The organism is Acinetobacter sp. YH12098, from assembly GCF_013419235.1.
GTDB classification, from domain to species: domain Bacteria; phylum Pseudomonadota; class Gammaproteobacteria; order Pseudomonadales; family Moraxellaceae; genus Acinetobacter; species Acinetobacter amyesii.
The window spans coordinates 18,593-34,835 of record NZ_VPAO01000032.1 but is presented as its reverse complement, the minus strand read 5'-3'; the positions used below and the strand labels follow the sequence as shown (position 1 = coordinate 34,835).

Genomic DNA, 16,243 nt, shown 5'->3' with positions numbered 1-16,243 from the left:
GACATGAGCTTATTAGGTAAGTTAGGACCAGATGCAATTCCACACGACCCAATCGTGTTGGTTACTGTTGCAATGATGATCCTTGGCGGTATCGCAATTGTTGCTGGTATCACCTACTTTAAAAAATGGGGCTACTTGTGGAACGAATGGTTCACATCTGTAGACCATAAAAAAATTGGTATCATGTATATCCTCGTGTCAATTGTCATGCTTGTGCGTGGTTTTGCCGATGCGATTATGATGCGTCTTCAACTGTTCCTTGCAAAAGGTGGCGGTGAAGGTTACTTACACCCAGAACACTATGACCAGATCTTTACTGCCCATGGCGTAATCATGATCTTCTTCGTAGCAATGGGTCTAGTTGTTGGTTTAATGAACGTTGCTGTACCACTTCAAATTGGCGCACGTGACGTAGCATTCCCATTATTAAACTCTCTTAGCTTCTGGTTATTCGCCGGCGCTGCGGGCTTAATGATGGCTTCTCTTGCAATTGGTGAATTCGCTGCAACAGGTTGGATGGCTTACCCTCCACTTTCTGGCATCGAATACTCTCCAGGTGTAGGTGTAGACTACTATATCTGGGCACTTCAGGTTTCTGGTCTAGGTACGCTTCTTACTGGTGTTAACTTCTTCGTTACCATCATCAAAATGCGTGCGCCTGGCATGAAACTTATGGACATGCCTATTTTCACTTGGACTGCATTAGTTACTGTAGTGCTTATCGTTGCAACATTCCCAGTTTTGACTGCGACTATTGCAATGCTTTCACTTGACCGTTACTTCGGCTTCCATTTCTTTACAAATGACATGGGTGGTAGCCCAATGTTGTATGTAAACTTGATTTGGACTTGGGGTCACCCGGAAGTTTACATCTTGGTATTACCAGCTTTTGGTATTTACTCAGAAGTTACTGCTGTGTTCTCACGCAAAGCGTTGTTCGGCTACAAATCTATGGTGTACGCAACTGTAGCAATTGGTGTTCTTTCACTAGTTGTATGGGTTCACCACTTCTTTACAATGGGTGCTGGTGCCAACGTTAACGCGTTCTTCGGTATCATGACCATGATCATTGCGATCCCTACTGGTGTGAAAATCTTCTCTTGGTTATTCACTATGTACAAGGGCCGCATCACCTATACAACTCCAATGCTTTGGACACTTGGCTTCCTTGTGACTTTCGGTATTGGTGGTTTAACAGGCGTATTAATGGCAGTTCCACCAGCGGACTTCTTAGTACACAACTCTTTATTCCTTATCGCTCACTTCCATAACGTAATTATTGGTGGTGTAGTGTTCGCGATGTTCGCGGGTATCATTTTCTACTGGCCAAAAATGTTTGGTTGGAAATTGAATGAAACTTGGGGTAAAGCAGCGTTCTGGTTCTGGTTCTTCGGTTTCTACTTTGCATTCATGCCACTTTATATCCTTGGTTTCATGGGTATGACTCGTCGTTTGAATACATATGACAACCCTGAATGGGATCCGTACTTAGCGATCGCTTTATTTGGTTCTGTATTGGTTGCTATCGGTATCTTCTGTTTTGTTATGCAAATCGTTGTTGGTTTCCTTCAACGCAAAGACAACATGGACGTTACTGGCGATATCTGGGATGGTCGTACTCTTGAGTGGGCTACTTCATCTCCTTCACCATTCTATAACTTTGCTTATCTTCCAAAGATCAATGGTATTGATACTTTCTGGACTGACAAAGAAAATGGTGTTGCTTACGCTAAGCCAACTACATACGAAGACATCCATATGCCTACAAACCGTGCGGCAGGTTTCGTAATTGCAATGTTTATTACAGTTATGGGCTTCGCATTAATCTGGCATATCTGGTGGTTAGTCGTTGTAACTTTCATTGCTTCAATTATCAGCTTCATCGTTTCTTCTTTCACTAAGAAAGTTGACTACTATGTTCCAGCTGCAGAAGTTGAACGTATTGAAAATGAACGCTACGCGCTTCTTGAAAAACATTTGAAGAAGGACTAAGACAATGGCTGAAGTACTTCATCACGACAACCACGGACATGACGAACATCATCATCACGATGATACTGACATCACTGTCTTTGGTTTCTGGACTTACTTGATGAGTGACTTGGTTCTTTTCGGGACACTCTTCATCGCGTTCGCTGTATTAAGTAGCCACGTTCCAGTGGGTACGCCAAGTGCACAAGAGCTATTTGGTGAATCTTTAGGTTTCGTTTTAACTGAAACTTTCGCCCTTCTTATCTCTTCTGTAACTTTTGGTTTTGCTGTTCTTGCAGCATACAAGAAAAATGTTGGTCAAGTTTTAACTTGGTTAGCAGTTACTTGGGTATTTGGTGCAGCCTTCATTGGCATGGAACTTTATGAGTTCAATCATTTAGTTCATGCTGGTCATGGCCCAAGCACAAGTGCGTTCTTATCTGCGTTCTTTACTTTAGTTGGTACGCACGGTATTCACGTAACTTCTGGTTTGGTATGGATGCTTGTGTTGATGTTCCAAATCAAGAAATATGGTTTGACACTTCCAAACACTCGTCGTCTTGCTTGCCTAAGCTTGTTCTGGCACTTCCTTGACATCGTTTGGATCTGCGTATTCAGCGTTGTTTACTTGATGGGAGTTATCTAATGAGTCACGATCATAACTCTGCTGGTGCAGCTCACGGTAACGTTAAACAATATACAATCGGATTTATCCTTTCTGTTCTACTTACCGTAATTCCATTCGGTATGGTAATGGCAGGTGGTTTTAGCCGCGGTCTATTGGTTGCCGTAATTGCGATTACTGCGGTTGCTCAGGTTCTTATTCAGTTAGTTTACTTCCTGCATATGAACTCTTCTTCAGAGCAACGCTGGAACGTGATTGCATTTGTTTATACAATCCTCACAATTGCTATCCTTTTAGTAGGTTCTGTGTGGATTATGAACTACCTTCACTTCAATATGATGATCTAAACTGGTCGTCATGCTGAAAAAGTATTTATTCCTGACTAAACCAGGAATTCTCTTTGGTAACTTTGTTACCGCTTTGGGTGGCTACTTTGTAGCTGCCCAAGGTTCTGTAGATTTCCTTCTGTTGCTTCTTACCCTCTTAGGCACCCTCTTTGTGGTCGCTTCTGGATGTGTAATCAATAACGTTATTGACCAAGACATCGACTCAAAAATGCAACGCACACAAAATCGTGCGATGGTTAAAAAATCAATTTCGATTCCTGTTGCTTTAGTTTTTGCTTTAGTTTTAGGTGTAATTGGTTTTAGCATTTTATGGTTCTGGGTAAATGCTTACGCTTTTCTTTTTGCTGTTATTGGTTTTGTCGTATACGTTGGTTTTTATAGCTTATGGACAAAACGAACAACAATCCATCAAACCATTATCGGCAGTCTTTCTGGCGCAGCGCCACCTGTAATCGGGTATACGGCTGTTGCAAACCAGTTTGATTTAGGTGCATTACTGATTTTTATTGGTTATGCATTTTGGCAAATGCCTCATTCTTGGGGAATTGCAGTTTACCGATTTGATGACTACAAAAATGCAGGAATTCCAATTTTACCTGTAGCACGTTCAATTCACCGTACCAAGGTTGAATCTTTGGTTTACGTGTTTTTGTTCTGCATCACCATGAACGGTTTATTCTTTTTTGGTTATGCGAATTGGATTTATATGATTGTCCTAAATGCCTTAAGTCTGTATTGGATTTATCTGACCATTCAAGGATTCAAAGCTGAAGATGATCAAATTTGGGCAAAACAATATTTCATGTTTTCAGTCAAATTGATCACAGTGATTAGTTTAATTTTTAGTTTTACTTCCACTGCTCCTCTAAAGCCAATTGTATTTTTTTAAAAAAGATAGAGTTTTACTCTATCTTTTTTATTTATGAATAGCTTCAAACCCTAAGCCCAACTTGATACCATTGCACACACAACTATAATTAACTGTGCCTTATGTCATATCAAAAAAAATTTATTCACTCTGCCCTTTTCACATCGAGTATTCCATTCGGTATTTTCTTTAGTATGCAAAGTCATGCAGGCATGGATATTTATTGTGAACCGTCGACACTTATTCAAACCAATGCTTATACCGCATGCGATGAACTCCCTGCGCTCACACCTGCAAATGACAATCAAACCAACATGCTGCTGTTGCTTAGCGATTTAGGTATTGCCAAATTTAATATTCATGAAGATAAATCCACACTTTGGCGAACTAGCTACAGCAAAGTTCCATTTGAAGTTTCCAGTATCATGAGCACTAGCAGCAATAAACTGCCGAATGCACGTAAACCTTTAAAAACACCTGATCTAAGTTTTAACGAACATTGCAACAGCATTCAAAATGGCGCACAAGCCTTTATTGAACAAGTCAAAAAGGACAGTAAGCTTTCAAGTAGTGAAAAAGACACCCTGATTCGCGAACGTCAGAAAATTAATGATTGCGACAATAAACTAACTTTGCTAAGCGTAAATCCAAATTGGTCAGTATCTGCACGCCAATATGCATCGTATTTAAACGCCACAATTTCGTTTTACAATGCTAACTTTTCCACAGCGACTAAGATTTATTCAGTATTAACTAATGTGTATCAACCTTGGCTGAAAGAAACATCACAATATATGTTGATTCGAAGTGCTTTAAATGAGGCTTATCAAAGTGGTTTAGGTGAATATGGCGATTTAGATCATGACAAACTCAATCAAAGTTTATTAACCAATTTTTTCAATAATATCACCCAGTACTTTAAGCTCTATCCCCAAGGTCAATATGCCGCAAGTGCACGCGGTTTATTAAGACGTGGATTTTGGCTCAGTGGAAAACATGATTTACTGATTAATGAATACGTATGGCAAATCAATAATCCTAAATCCAGCGTTTATAACTTAGAGCTGCCAAATCTACCCTATGAATTAGATCGTCATGTATTTCAAAGTAAGCGTCTGAATGTCAAAAATTTGAAAGATCCGTTTTTCCTCACTATCTATGATCTGATGCACATGCGGAAAATACAAAGTTCCGATGATATTGTCATTTCCTGCGCTGAGTTAAACGCACAGAAAAATTATTTTAAAGATTCACCAGAACTGTTCCAGTATTTGCAGGCAAATCACTTATTTTATGTGCAAAACAAAGCACAAGAAGCACTCAAATATCTGCCACAACAAGTACCGAGCAGCATCAACAGTTACCTACAGTTGAGTCAGCTACTACTTAAAGGCCGCATTCTGGAAGCTAGTGGGCGAAATCAAACCACTCAAAAATATTGGGAAAACCTACTTTCCATCAGCAAAACCGCCGAACAACGTGGATTGGCTGAACTTATGCTCTATCGCTACTATGCTCAACAGCAAAATACTGCACAATTTATTGGTTCTTCAGCCAAAATCAAGCAAGCTTATCTACAGCAACAATATTTAGTCGATGCAGCGAATGAACAAAGTTTAATGTCTGTGGTCAAAAATAACGTGGCCACGCAAGATCAAAAAAATGTTGCGCTTTATACCCTACTAAATAAGTCATTGGCTTATCAAAACTTTGATTTATTTAACCAAGCGTATCGTGAATTACCAAGCAACGCGGCTCAATTTAATACTGAACAAAACACTGCGGAGAAGTTTCGCAATCAGCCATCATTTGCAAATTTCTTATGGAAAGGTGCAAGCGTGAGCAATTCGATTAAATGTCCTGACTTGGCAACTTTGACCCAACAATTGCAAGTCAACCCAAAAGACCTGAGCCTTAATTTATGCTTAGGTGAATATGCGCGTAGTTCACAAGCCTATACCATACTAAATCTCAACTACCTGCCTGATCATTCACTGCAAAGTTTCAAGGGTACTTATTTTGCCCGTGGCGATGTATATAAAAACATTATTAAAACAGGGACAAAATCTGAATTAACGGCTTATGCGCTGTACCGTGCCATTCAATGTTATGCGCCAAGTGGCAATAATGAATGCCAAGACAAAGATGTAAATAAGTCGGTTCGAAAACAATGGTTTGATCAAATCAAACGCGACTATCCAGAAACCAGCTGGGCTAAATCTCTAAAATATTATTGGTAATTGATGATGATTTTGCAGGTGATCAAGTGGTCAAGAACATTTCGACTTTTGCTTATCTTGAGTATAGGTTTGTGCTCTGCTTGCACACCTGCCCAATCTGGAAAAACACAACAGGCTCAAACCAAATTACAGCAACGTGTTGATGCAGCACATTATTCAAGTTTTTGGATTTGGGGCAATATTTCTAGTAGCCCCTACTTACAGCAAGCCACGGAGCTCTATATTTTACAAGGTGAAATGAATTGGAATAAACCGTTAAAGCAATCCGAGTTTATCCCACAAGGTATTCAAGTCCTCCATAAACCACAGCAGAAAATTTGGATTGTAATCCGTAGCCATCATTTACAATGGTCAAATAACAATATTCAGCAAATTTTGCAGCGGCTTAAACATTGGGAAAAAAATGGCAATCAGATTCAAGGCTTACAAATCGATTTTGACGCCAACACTAAAAATATTCATCAATATGCCTTATTCCTTGAATATTTACGAAAGCAAATACCTCAAAAATATCGTTTAAGTATTACTGGTTTAATGGATTGGACCAATATACAAGATCAGCAAACGCTCAGTTTATTGCGACACAATATTGATGAGATCGCTATTCAAACTTATCGTGGTAGTGCCACGATCGAGAATTACACGAGTTATCTGAATAAAGTCTCAAAATTGAAACTACCCTATAAAATAGGCCTCGTACAACATGGCCGTTGGCACGCACCTCAACATTTAATTAATGATCCTTATTTTAAAGGTTATGTAGTATTTTTATTGCGCAGTGAAAAACCGAATTAAACCATAATAATTCAAGCATTTTAAATCCATGCCTTGTATTTCAAACCTAAACGCTCTAAAATTCACGCTTCGCAAACTTTGCGACACAACTTTGGTTGTGACTCCTTGCTTCAATTAATTAATGATTGGGGCTGCCTAAACCGTAAGGAGCTGACAATGCGTCACTACGAAATCGTACTATTGGTACATCCAGACCAAAGCGATCAAGTTGTGGGTATGGTAGAACGTTACCTAACTCACATCAAAGAAGCTGAAGGTCAAATCCACCGTCTTGAAGACTGGGGTCGTCGTCAATTGGCTTACCCAATCAACAAGATCCACAAAGCTCACTACATTCTTATGAATGTTGAGTGTGGTCAAACTACTCTTGATGAGCTAGAAGAATTGTTCCGTTACAACGATGCAATCATTCGTAGCCTTATCATCCGTCGTGAAAACGCTATCACTGAAGAGTCACTATTGGCTAAGAGTGCTGAAGAAAAACGTGCGCGTAAAGCTCAACGTGAAGAAGCACAACAAGCTCAAGACTCTGCTGAAGCATAAGGAGAACATAACATGGCACGTTTTTACCGTCGTCGCAAGTTCTGCCGCTTTACAGCTGAGAACGTTACGTACATCGACTACAAAGATATCGACACTTTAAAACAGTACATCACTGAAAACGGCAAGATTGTTCCTAGCCGTATTACAGGTACTAAAGCTCGTTACCAACGTCAATTAGCGCTTGCTATCAAACAAGCTCGCTACTTGTCTTTGATCCCTTACACTGACAATCATAAGTGAGGTTGAGCTGTGGATATTATCTTATTACAACGCATTAAAAACCTTGGTAAATTAGGCGATAAAGTTTCAGTTAAAGCTGGTTACGGCCGTAACTTCCTTATCCCTCAAGGTAAAGCAGTTGCTGCTACTGAAGCTAACACTGCTGCATTTGAAGCTCGTCGTGCTGAACTTGAGAAACAAGAAGCTGAAGTATTAGCTGCTGCTCAAGCACGTGCTGACCAATTGAACGAAGTTAACATCGTGATCACTGCTAAAGCTGGTGACGAAGGTAAACTATTCGGTTCTATCGGTACTCGTGACATCGCTGACGCGTTAACTAATGCTGGTCTTGTTGTAGACCGCGCAGAAGTTCGTTTACCAAATGGTGCGCTTCGCAACACTGGTGAATTCAACATCGCAATCCAATTGCATCATGATGTTGTTGCAGAAGTTCTAGTTACTATCGTAGCTGAGTAATTTCTTGCAAAGAAAAGAGCATGCTTACGCATGCTCTTTTTTTATCTGTAAAAAATAGTGCTCCAACTTTTTTATATTTTTAACTCTTCATTCAATTCAATGTATGACGAATTAATCGGAAATACTTGTTCGCATTTCTGTAGAAAACGCCTATCATTTCAGTTCAATGAAGAGTTGAAAAAACTGTAATTAGCACCCATTTCCATCACATTAAATGGTTTCAGCATCAGGGATTTTTATGTCACAGGCGAATGCCAGCAAGCCAAACTCTACGCCAACAGCAAAAACCACAGAACAAAGTTCGTTGAAAGAGTTTCGTACCCCACCCCATAACCTTGCGATTGAACAAGCCGTGCTTGCTGCACTGATGACCGTTGCAGAATCTTTTGAGCAAGTGGGTGATGTACTGACTGAAGCTGATTTTTATGCGACACGTCATAAATATATTTTCCGTGCCATCGACCAGCTATCAAAAGATAACTCTCCTTATGATGCGGTCTTGGTCAATGACTGGCTGATTAAACAAAACTTGCTCGATGCTGCAGGTGGCGAAGAATATCTGATGCAACTGATGTCAGATTCACCTTCAAGTTTCTATAACCTTGAAACGTATGCTGCAAAAATTAAAGAGTTTTCCACTTTACGCAGCATGATTAAAGTCAGCTCAGAAATTTTACAAAATGCCTATGACACCAAAGGTCGTACGGTCAGCGAAATTTTAGATCTGGCAGAAACCAATATTTTCTCGATTGCCGAACAACACAACAATAACGCCAAAGCACAAGGCCCTAAAGCTATTAACTCTGTCGTTGCTAGTGTTTTTGATAAGTTGAATGAACTTTCACAAACTGAAGGCAGTATCACGGGTTTAACCACTGGATTTGTTGAACTTGATAATAAAACCTCAGGTATGCAAGCAGGCGATTTGATTATTGTGGCGGCCCGTCCATCGATGGGTAAAACTACTTTTGCCATGAACTTGGTTGAAAGTGTGCTGTTTAATAACAACCTGCCCGCTCTGGTTTACTCTATGGAGATGCCCGCTGACTCGATTGCCATGCGTTTGATATCCTCGTTCGGACGTGTACACCAAGGGCATTTACGTGCAGGTAAAATGGATGCTGATGAATGGTCAAAAGTGACCAGTACAATTGTGCATCTCCAAGAAAAGAATTTGTATATTGATGACTCGTCTGCACTACCTCCAACTGAAGTACGTGCCCGTGCGCGCCGAATTGCCAAAATGCACGGCGGTAAACTTGGCTGTATCATGGTCGATTATTTGCAGCTTATGAAAGTACCCGGTATGGGTGATAACCGTGTTGGCGAGATCTCGGAAATTTCCCGAAGCTTAAAGGCACTGGCTAAAGAAATGCATTGCCCTGTTATTGCACTGTCACAGTTGAACCGATCACTGGAAAACCGTCCCAATAAACGCCCAGTGATGTCTGACTTACGTGAATCGGGTGCGATCGAGCAGGATGCCGATTTGATCATGTTTATTTACCGCGACGAGGTTTATAACAAAGAGTCTAAAGAAGCAGGTACTGCAGAAATTATTATTGGTAAACAGCGTAACGGTCCAATTGGTACTGTGCGTCTTGCCTTCGAAGGTCAATACACCAAATTTAGTAACCTCTCCCCTGAGTTTTATGCTCAGTATGATGATGAAGAGTAAAGACTCTTTATCATCCATTAATTCATCGACCCTGTAGGAGTATTTAGGGTGCGCCAAGCTACAGTTTATATTGATCAACAAGCACTTCAATATAATTTAAACCGTGTCAAACAACTTGCCCCAACCGCTAAAATTGTAAGCATGGTGAAAGCCAATGCTTATGGACATGGAGTTAAAGACTGCTTAGCAGCCTTAAAAGACAGCGATGCCTTTGGTGTTGCCTGCCTAGAAGAAGCCTTAGAAATTCGCGAACTGGGTTATGAACAGCCTATTACGTTGATTGAAGGCATTTTCTCAGATGATGAAATGCAAATTATTATCGATAAAAAAATTGAATGTGTGGTGCATCATCAGCAACAACTAGATTGGTTACGTACGCATAAAGAGGCCTATATCGCTCAAGGTCTAAAAGTTTGGGTCAAACTCAACAGCGGTATGAACCGTTTAGGCTTTAAAGTACCTGAAATTATTGATGTTATCAATGCTTTAAAGGCGGAAGGTTTTACTTGCGTACTGGCGATGCACTTTGCCAATGCAGACGCAGAAAATCATCCTTTAAATGACCAACAACGTGAACAATTCTTACACGTAAAAGAAGCTTGTGCGCCAATCATGGGTTCGTGCTGTAACTCGGCTGCGATTTTCAAATGGCCAGAACTGAATTTTGATTTTGTTCGCCCAGGCATCATGCTATATGGCGCGACACCTTTCTCAGACCGTTCTGTAGAAGCATTAGATCTTAAACCGGTGATGACCTTTACCGCTGAAGTGATTGCTTTAAATACCATTCAAGCCGGTGAATCTGTGGGTTATGGATCGACTTTCGTTGCAGAACAAGAAATGAATCTTGCGATTGTGTCGATTGGTTATGGTGACGGTTATCCACGTGCCTTCCCTAAACAAAACTATGTATCCATCCATGGACAGAAAACGCGTGTGATTGGCCGTGTTGCCATGGATATGATTGCGATTGATATCACCGGTATGCATGCACCGATAGGCACTGAAGTTGAGCTTTGGGGCAAAGATCGTCTGGTTGATGACGTTGCAGAAGCGAACGGAACCATTGGCTATGAATTATTATGCCGTATGAGCGCGCGCCCTGTACGTAAATTAGCTTAATTACGCCAAATCAAAAAGCCCAGATCAAATCTGGGCTTTTTTTTATCTCGCTTTTTTTATTCACTTTTTAAATTGATCGATTTGTTGATCAAATGGTTATTGAAAATAGTCAGCTGTTGGTTTTGCCAATTCAATCAAACCCTGACGCAATGCTTCTGACCAGCCTTTACTGATCATGGTGAAATATGGGTCCTCTTCATAAATGCGCTTACCATTTGGTATTTCTAAACTGTCTTTTTTATAAACCAAAGCATCTAAAGGCATACCCACTGACACATTTGAGCGTATCGTTGAATCAAAAGAAATTAAGCTACAACGCATTGCTTCATCGAGCGGCATATCGTAACGCAAAGTTCGGTCGAGTATCGGCTTGCCATATTTGCTTTCGCCAATTTGAAAATATGGGGTATCTGGTGTCGCACAAATAAAGTTGCCTTGTGGATAGATGTTATATAACTGCATATCCGCACTGCCAATTTGACCGCCTACCAATAAACTACAGTAATAATTACTTTGTTCTAAAATATCTGAGGTGACATCTGAGATGACTTTTTTTAAGGTATGCCCGACCAATTCAGCCACTTCGAACATCGTATTTACACTATATAAATTCGGCTCTTGTTTGACCTCTAGCTGATTTTGTAAATGCCCAATGACCGCTTGTGTTGTGGCTAAATTTCCAGAGGTTTGGATGGTAATAAATCGCTCACCCACAATACCAAAGGAATAAAGTTTGCGAAAAACTGAAATATGGTCAACACCTGCATTTGTCCGTGTATCACTGATAAATACCATGCCATCTTTTAACCGTAATGCACAACAATAGGTCATTTTTATCCCTCAAATGATTAACAACTCAGCACTTGTACAATTGAGCTCATAGACTCAATACCACCTTTATCACGAACGCCTCGAACTGGAGCTACATCCCAGTAGTCCCGCCCAATCGCAACATAAATATGTGATTGTGGTGTAAATAGCTGATTACTGACATCAAAACAATACCATTTATTTTCGATATAGACTTCTACCCAAGCGTGACTGGCAAGGTGGCTACTATTCGGCACAAATAAATACCCAGAAATATAACGTGCAGGAATACCCAAATAGCGACACATTGCGATCATGACATGGCTATGATCCTGACATACCCCTTGCTTATGATGAAAAGCATCAATCGCTGAAGTATGTACCGATGTTTGATTCGATACATAGGGAATATGCGCCAATATCGCTTCAGCCAAACGAATCAGATTGGCACGATTGATACGAGGGACATAGCAATCGGCAAAACTTTTCATGTGAATATCGTACTGCGTACTCGGCGTTGGCTGTAAAAACAATTTCGGGTTTAAATCATCCGCATTTGAATCATTTGAACTCAAATTCATCTCTACGATGCCCTGCGCCATAATGGTCATTTGCAGATAAGGTTCGCGCTGCGTTGTGGTCAACCACACATTACCAAAAGTATCCAATTGCATATCACGCTGCCCCGGCACACTCACATCCCAATTTTGCACTTGTTGATGCGCATTGGTGGACGGGGTCATTTTGATATATTGAATGCTTCTGTTTACCACATCAGTGTAAACATAATGGGTCTGATGGTTGATCATGAGCCTCATACAGCCACCTCAAACATATTTTGGATATGATCACTGAAATGGTAGAAGTTTTGGCTATTCGGCTGCTGTTTAAGTGCCAACCATGCCTCTTGCACGCTTTCCCATCCAAACTGAACCAAAGCCATGACAATATGTTCAATCTTCGCTAGGGTGTGTTGAATGTCCTGCTGCATGCGTAACTGGCGATCAAGCTGCTCTATGGCTTGTCCTAAACTAAAAAATAAAAATACATCTTCAGATTCGGACTCTAAAACATCTTGGCAATCTGTTACCACGTCACAGATATAACCAGGGTTATCACTCGCATTACGAATTAAACGGCTGAGTTCTGCATAACTTTTTGCTGAAAGTACACCCCTTAAGTCCTGAATATTACTTTGCGCATATTGAAATTGGCTGGAAAATGACGCCGGCTGCTCCGCATTTAAAACTAACTCATTCATTGAGTCGGCATCAAATGCTGACAAACAAAAAGCATGTGCATAGTTCAATGCCGTATCAACATCTTGAAAAGGGAAAATACTGCATAAATATTGAGTACGTGCTAAATAACGCCCCAACCAAAAAATATGTTCTGCATTACTGTTTAATAAAATCATGTTTTGCTCCTTCACTGGAGTGCTATGAGCGTAAATCGTCTACTACCCACGTATCTTTAATGCCGCCGCCTTGAGAAGAATTCACTACCAATGAACCTGCTTGCATCGCGACACGAGTTAAGCCACCCGGTACAATTTCAGTTCGATATGGTGAACTCAGTACAAATGGGCGTAAATCGATATGGCGTTCCGAAACACCCGCCTCACTTAGGGTTGGGCTGACAGATAAATTTAAAGTCGGCTGTGCAATATATAAATGTGGTGCTGCGGCCACTTTATCTTTAAAGCTATTTAATTCTTGTAAAGAGGCTTGCGGACCGATCAGCATGCCGTAACCACCTGAACCCTGCGCTTCTTTGACCACCAATTTTTCGATATTCGAGAGCACATAATCCAATTCGTTCTGCTCACGACATTGATAGGTAGGCACATTTTTCAGGATCGCTTGTTCGCCTAAATAGAAATGAATCATTTTATCCACATATGGATAAATCGATTTATCATCTGCTACGCCTGTTCCCGGTGCATTTGCAATGACCACATTATGTTGCATATACGCTGACATGAGCCCTGCTACGCCCAAAGTACTGTCAGGTTTGAAACATAATGGATCGAGAAAAGCATCATCCACACGACGATAAATTACATCAACCTGTTGTCGGCCTTTAATGGTTTTCACATAAACCTTATCGTTTTCTACATAAAGGTCACGCGATGTCACTAAGGGTACATCCATCTCCCTTGCCAAAAAGGCATGTTCATAATACGCACTGTTAAAACGCCCTGGGGTTAAAACCACGATAAACGGGTTATCGACGTAGGCATTTTCTGCAAGAATTTCACGTAAAAGCTGCGGATACTGCTCAATCCCCATGATGTTGCTTTGCTGGCAAAGTTCAGGCATCAGTTTTTGACTGATCTTACGGCTTTCTAGCATATACGACACACCAGACGGTGTTCTAAGATTATCCTCAAGGACGTAAAATTCGCCTGATTGATCTCGGATGATATCAATGCCACTGATTTGGCTATAAATTTTACCTTTTAGCCCATGCATATACATTTGTGGCAAATAGGCTTCATGGGTTAAGACTTGCAGTTCAGGAATAATTCCTGCTTTTAAAATATCTTGTTGATGATAGACATCATGTAAAAACAGATTGAGTGCTTTCACGCGCTGTGCGCAGCCTAGAGATAAATTATTCCATTCCTTTCGTGCAATCACACGCGGAATAAGATCATAAGGTATGGTGCGTTCAATGCCCTCATCTTCGCCATACACTGTAAAAGTAATGCCTTCATAGAGAAAATGTTGTTTTGCAACCTGATTTAGTTGCTTCAATTCATCAAGCGTATGCTGTGATAACCACTGCTCTATCCGTTGGCATGATTCTTTAGCTACCGTTTTGCTGTCGCGCATTTCATTAAAAAAATCCGAATTGAATTGATTAAACAGCGCATATCCTCGAGCAAGTGGTAAAGTTTTTAATGTAGAGACAGAAGTATTAACCAACTTTGCCTCATAACCCTCAATTCCATTTGAAGTTGTATTACGATTTTCTTTCAGCATAGCAACTCCATGTTTTTGTCATGTTTTGTAAATAAGATAAAGCAATATATATGCCATCAATACATATGCTGCTTCTCTTTGATTATTTATGCATCATTTTTGCAAAGTGGTACAGCATGTAACTGCTCAAGTTGTGTCAAATTGCGTTATTAAAATCATCTTAGTTTTTTTAGATGAAGACTTGCTTAACGCAGGAAGATTTCTTATTGTGTCCCACAGCATCATTTTATTCATTTAAGTCCAAGTTCAAGCACTAGATTATGTCTTCACAAGAAAAAGAAACGTCGAACAGCCTCTATCGTCAGTGGCAAATTCTTTCACGACTGTCCACAGGTAAGTGGATGGGTACGCGTGAATTACAAGAAATACTGAACCGTGAAGGCATTGATATCAGCCTACGCACCATTCAGCGTGACTTAAATCAAATTTCTCTACGTTTCCCAATTGAGAGCAGTAAAACAACGCCGCAAGGCTGGCGTTGGCGTTCTGATGCACCGATTCAAAGCCTGCCTCATATGACCAGCTCACAAGCGGTCACCTTTATGATGGTTGAGGAGCATCTAAAGCATTTGCTTCCGCCAAGCTTAATTGAAGAAATGAATCCTTGGTTTGACCTCGCACGTCGAAGTCTGTCGTCGCAAAATAATGTCCGTCAGTGGATTAACCGCGTGCGGATCGTGCCAGCTACTCAGCCATTGATTCCTCCTGTGGTTGAAAAAGTCGCACAGCAATCGATTTATGAAGGCTTACTACAAGACAAACAACTAGAATGTCTATATCAAGGTCGTGGACAACAAAGCGAAGAAAAGACCTATATTTTAAATCCACTGGCGTTGGTCCAAAAAGGTGCAATTATTTATTTGGTGTGCACACGTCATGACAAAACAGACATCCAAACCTTTGCTTTACATCGTTTTAAATCAGCTACAGTCTTAAATTCACGTGCATTACACCCTGTCGATTTTGATATTGATGCCTATATTGACTCTGGAGCGCTTGGCTTCCGTGTGGACTTCAATAAGCCGACTGAAATGATTCAACTCAAATTAACCATGTCTGAAGCAGAGGCGGTTTATTTTGAAGAAAGTCAGCTAAGTAAAGATCAAGTGATTCAAAAAACCGAAGATGGCTGGGTTGAAGTTAGTGCAACAGTACCATTTACCTCTCAGTTAACATGGTGGCTACGTAGCTTTGGGAAAAAGATTCAGAAAATTGAACCTGAAGAAGTCGCTATAGTTGTACAACAACGCAATGATTAAACCGATCTAAGGTTTTCTGCTACCTTAAATACTAACTAATGTTACGCACATAAAAGTAATTTCGCATTTTAAAAATGATTTTTAAGTCTATTCGACGGAGTCTTACATCTAGGGTTTAAATAAAGGAATTAGCCTTCGGCTGGAGGTACTTTTGTTTCGGCAAAAGTACCCAAAACCATTGTCATCCGCAAAACTCGTTCACTAACGTCTACTTATTCAAAGTATCGCAAAAACATTTTTAAATAAATGTAGTCCTGTCTCAAACACTTGCGGATGACCTTACCGCGTATCATTCTTTTATT

Annotated in this window: 16 protein-coding genes; 12 read left to right on the top strand and 4 right to left on the bottom strand. The window is 40.4% G+C overall.

Annotated elements, in window-relative coordinates; translation table 11 throughout:
- Nucleotides 1–3: 3 nt before the first annotated feature.
- The 11 genes from cyoB to alr all read left to right on the top strand — a co-directional run bounded on the left by cyoB (nucleotide 4) and on the right by alr (nucleotide 10,885).
- Nucleotides 4–1,992, top strand: a complete 1,989-nt coding sequence (cyoB, locus tag FTU38_RS11380) for a cytochrome o ubiquinol oxidase subunit I (protein WP_078193968.1) — start codon at nucleotides 4–6, stop codon at nucleotides 1,990–1,992.
- 4 nt (nucleotides 1,993–1,996) lie between these two features.
- The gene (cyoC, locus tag FTU38_RS11375) at nucleotides 1,997–2,617 is read left to right on the top strand and encodes a cytochrome o ubiquinol oxidase subunit III (RefSeq protein WP_078188581.1); all 621 of its coding nucleotides are present in this window, start codon (nucleotides 1,997–1,999) and stop codon (nucleotides 2,615–2,617) included.
- Nucleotides 2,617–2,943, top strand: coding sequence for a cytochrome o ubiquinol oxidase subunit IV (locus FTU38_RS11370; protein ID WP_078188582.1), 327 nt, complete (start codon nucleotides 2,617–2,619; stop codon nucleotides 2,941–2,943). Before cyoC ends, FTU38_RS11370 begins: the two co-directional genes overlap by 1 nt.
- 10 nt (nucleotides 2,944–2,953) lie before the next feature.
- Nucleotides 2,954–3,832, top strand: a complete 879-nt coding sequence (gene cyoE, locus FTU38_RS11365) for a heme o synthase (protein ID WP_180005232.1) — start codon at nucleotides 2,954–2,956, stop codon at nucleotides 3,830–3,832.
- 101 nt (nucleotides 3,833–3,933) lie between these two features.
- Nucleotides 3,934–6,051 carry a hypothetical protein gene (locus FTU38_RS11360; RefSeq protein ID WP_180111238.1) on the top strand — a complete coding sequence of 706 codons (2,118 nt, stop codon included), beginning with the start codon at nucleotides 3,934–3,936 and terminating at the stop codon, nucleotides 6,049–6,051.
- A gap of 6 nt (nucleotides 6,052–6,057) precedes the next feature.
- Entirely contained in the window at nucleotides 6,058–6,846 is a 789-nt protein-coding gene (locus FTU38_RS11355; protein ID WP_180005235.1) for a DUF3142 domain-containing protein, read from the top strand.
- A 156-nt stretch (nucleotides 6,847–7,002) separates the two neighbouring features.
- Nucleotides 7,003–7,389 (top strand): 30S ribosomal protein S6, encoded by a 387-nt coding sequence (gene rpsF, locus FTU38_RS11350; RefSeq protein WP_004696436.1) that lies wholly within the window; start codon nucleotides 7,003–7,005, stop codon nucleotides 7,387–7,389.
- Nucleotides 7,390–7,401: 12 nt separating this feature from the next.
- Nucleotides 7,402–7,629, top strand: coding sequence for a 30S ribosomal protein S18 (gene rpsR / locus FTU38_RS11345; RefSeq protein WP_004278792.1), 228 nt, complete (start codon nucleotides 7,402–7,404; stop codon nucleotides 7,627–7,629).
- A gap of 9 nt (nucleotides 7,630–7,638) precedes the next feature.
- Complete coding sequence (rplI, locus tag FTU38_RS11340; RefSeq protein ID WP_078188585.1) at nucleotides 7,639–8,085, top strand: 50S ribosomal protein L9; 447 nt, start codon at nucleotides 7,639–7,641, stop codon at nucleotides 8,083–8,085.
- 238 nt (nucleotides 8,086–8,323) lie between these two features.
- Nucleotides 8,324–9,763 carry a replicative DNA helicase gene (gene dnaB / locus FTU38_RS11335; RefSeq protein ID WP_078193970.1) on the top strand — a complete coding sequence of 480 codons (1,440 nt, stop codon included), beginning with the start codon at nucleotides 8,324–8,326 and terminating at the stop codon, nucleotides 9,761–9,763.
- A gap of 48 nt (nucleotides 9,764–9,811) precedes the next feature.
- Complete coding sequence (gene alr, locus FTU38_RS11330; RefSeq protein ID WP_180005230.1) at nucleotides 9,812–10,885, top strand: alanine racemase; 1,074 nt, start codon at nucleotides 9,812–9,814, stop codon at nucleotides 10,883–10,885.
- Between the two features lie 96 nt (nucleotides 10,886–10,981).
- Here alr and FTU38_RS11325 read toward each other — a convergent pair whose 3' ends face one another.
- The 4 genes from FTU38_RS11325 to FTU38_RS11310 are packed head-to-tail and all read right to left on the bottom strand — an operon-like array spanning nucleotide 10,982 to nucleotide 14,682.
- Nucleotides 10,982–11,716 carry a proteasome-type protease gene (locus FTU38_RS11325; protein WP_168377741.1) on the bottom strand — a complete coding sequence of 245 codons (735 nt, stop codon included), beginning with the start codon at nucleotides 11,714–11,716 and terminating at the stop codon, nucleotides 10,982–10,984.
- Nucleotides 11,717–11,733: 17 nt separating this feature from the next.
- Complete coding sequence (locus FTU38_RS11320) at nucleotides 11,734–12,513, bottom strand: transglutaminase family protein (RefSeq protein ID WP_168377742.1); 780 nt, start codon at nucleotides 12,511–12,513, stop codon at nucleotides 11,734–11,736.
- On the bottom strand, nucleotides 12,510–13,112 hold the full coding sequence (locus FTU38_RS11315; protein ID WP_180111235.1) for an alpha-E domain-containing protein: 603 nt from the start codon (nucleotides 13,110–13,112) through the stop codon (nucleotides 12,510–12,512). Before FTU38_RS11315 ends, FTU38_RS11320 begins: the two co-directional genes overlap by 4 nt.
- A gap of 22 nt (nucleotides 13,113–13,134) precedes the next feature.
- Nucleotides 13,135–14,682: a circularly permuted type 2 ATP-grasp protein gene (locus tag FTU38_RS11310; protein ID WP_168377744.1), complete on the bottom strand. Its 1,548-nt coding sequence runs from the start codon at nucleotides 14,680–14,682 to the stop codon at nucleotides 13,135–13,137.
- A 260-nt stretch (nucleotides 14,683–14,942) separates the two neighbouring features.
- On the opposite strand from FTU38_RS11310, the gene FTU38_RS11305 reads away from it, so the two are divergent.
- Nucleotides 14,943–15,941 carry a YafY family protein gene (locus FTU38_RS11305; RefSeq protein ID WP_180005228.1) on the top strand — a complete coding sequence of 333 codons (999 nt, stop codon included), beginning with the start codon at nucleotides 14,943–14,945 and terminating at the stop codon, nucleotides 15,939–15,941.
- The last annotated feature ends 302 nt before the right edge of the window (nucleotides 15,942–16,243 follow it).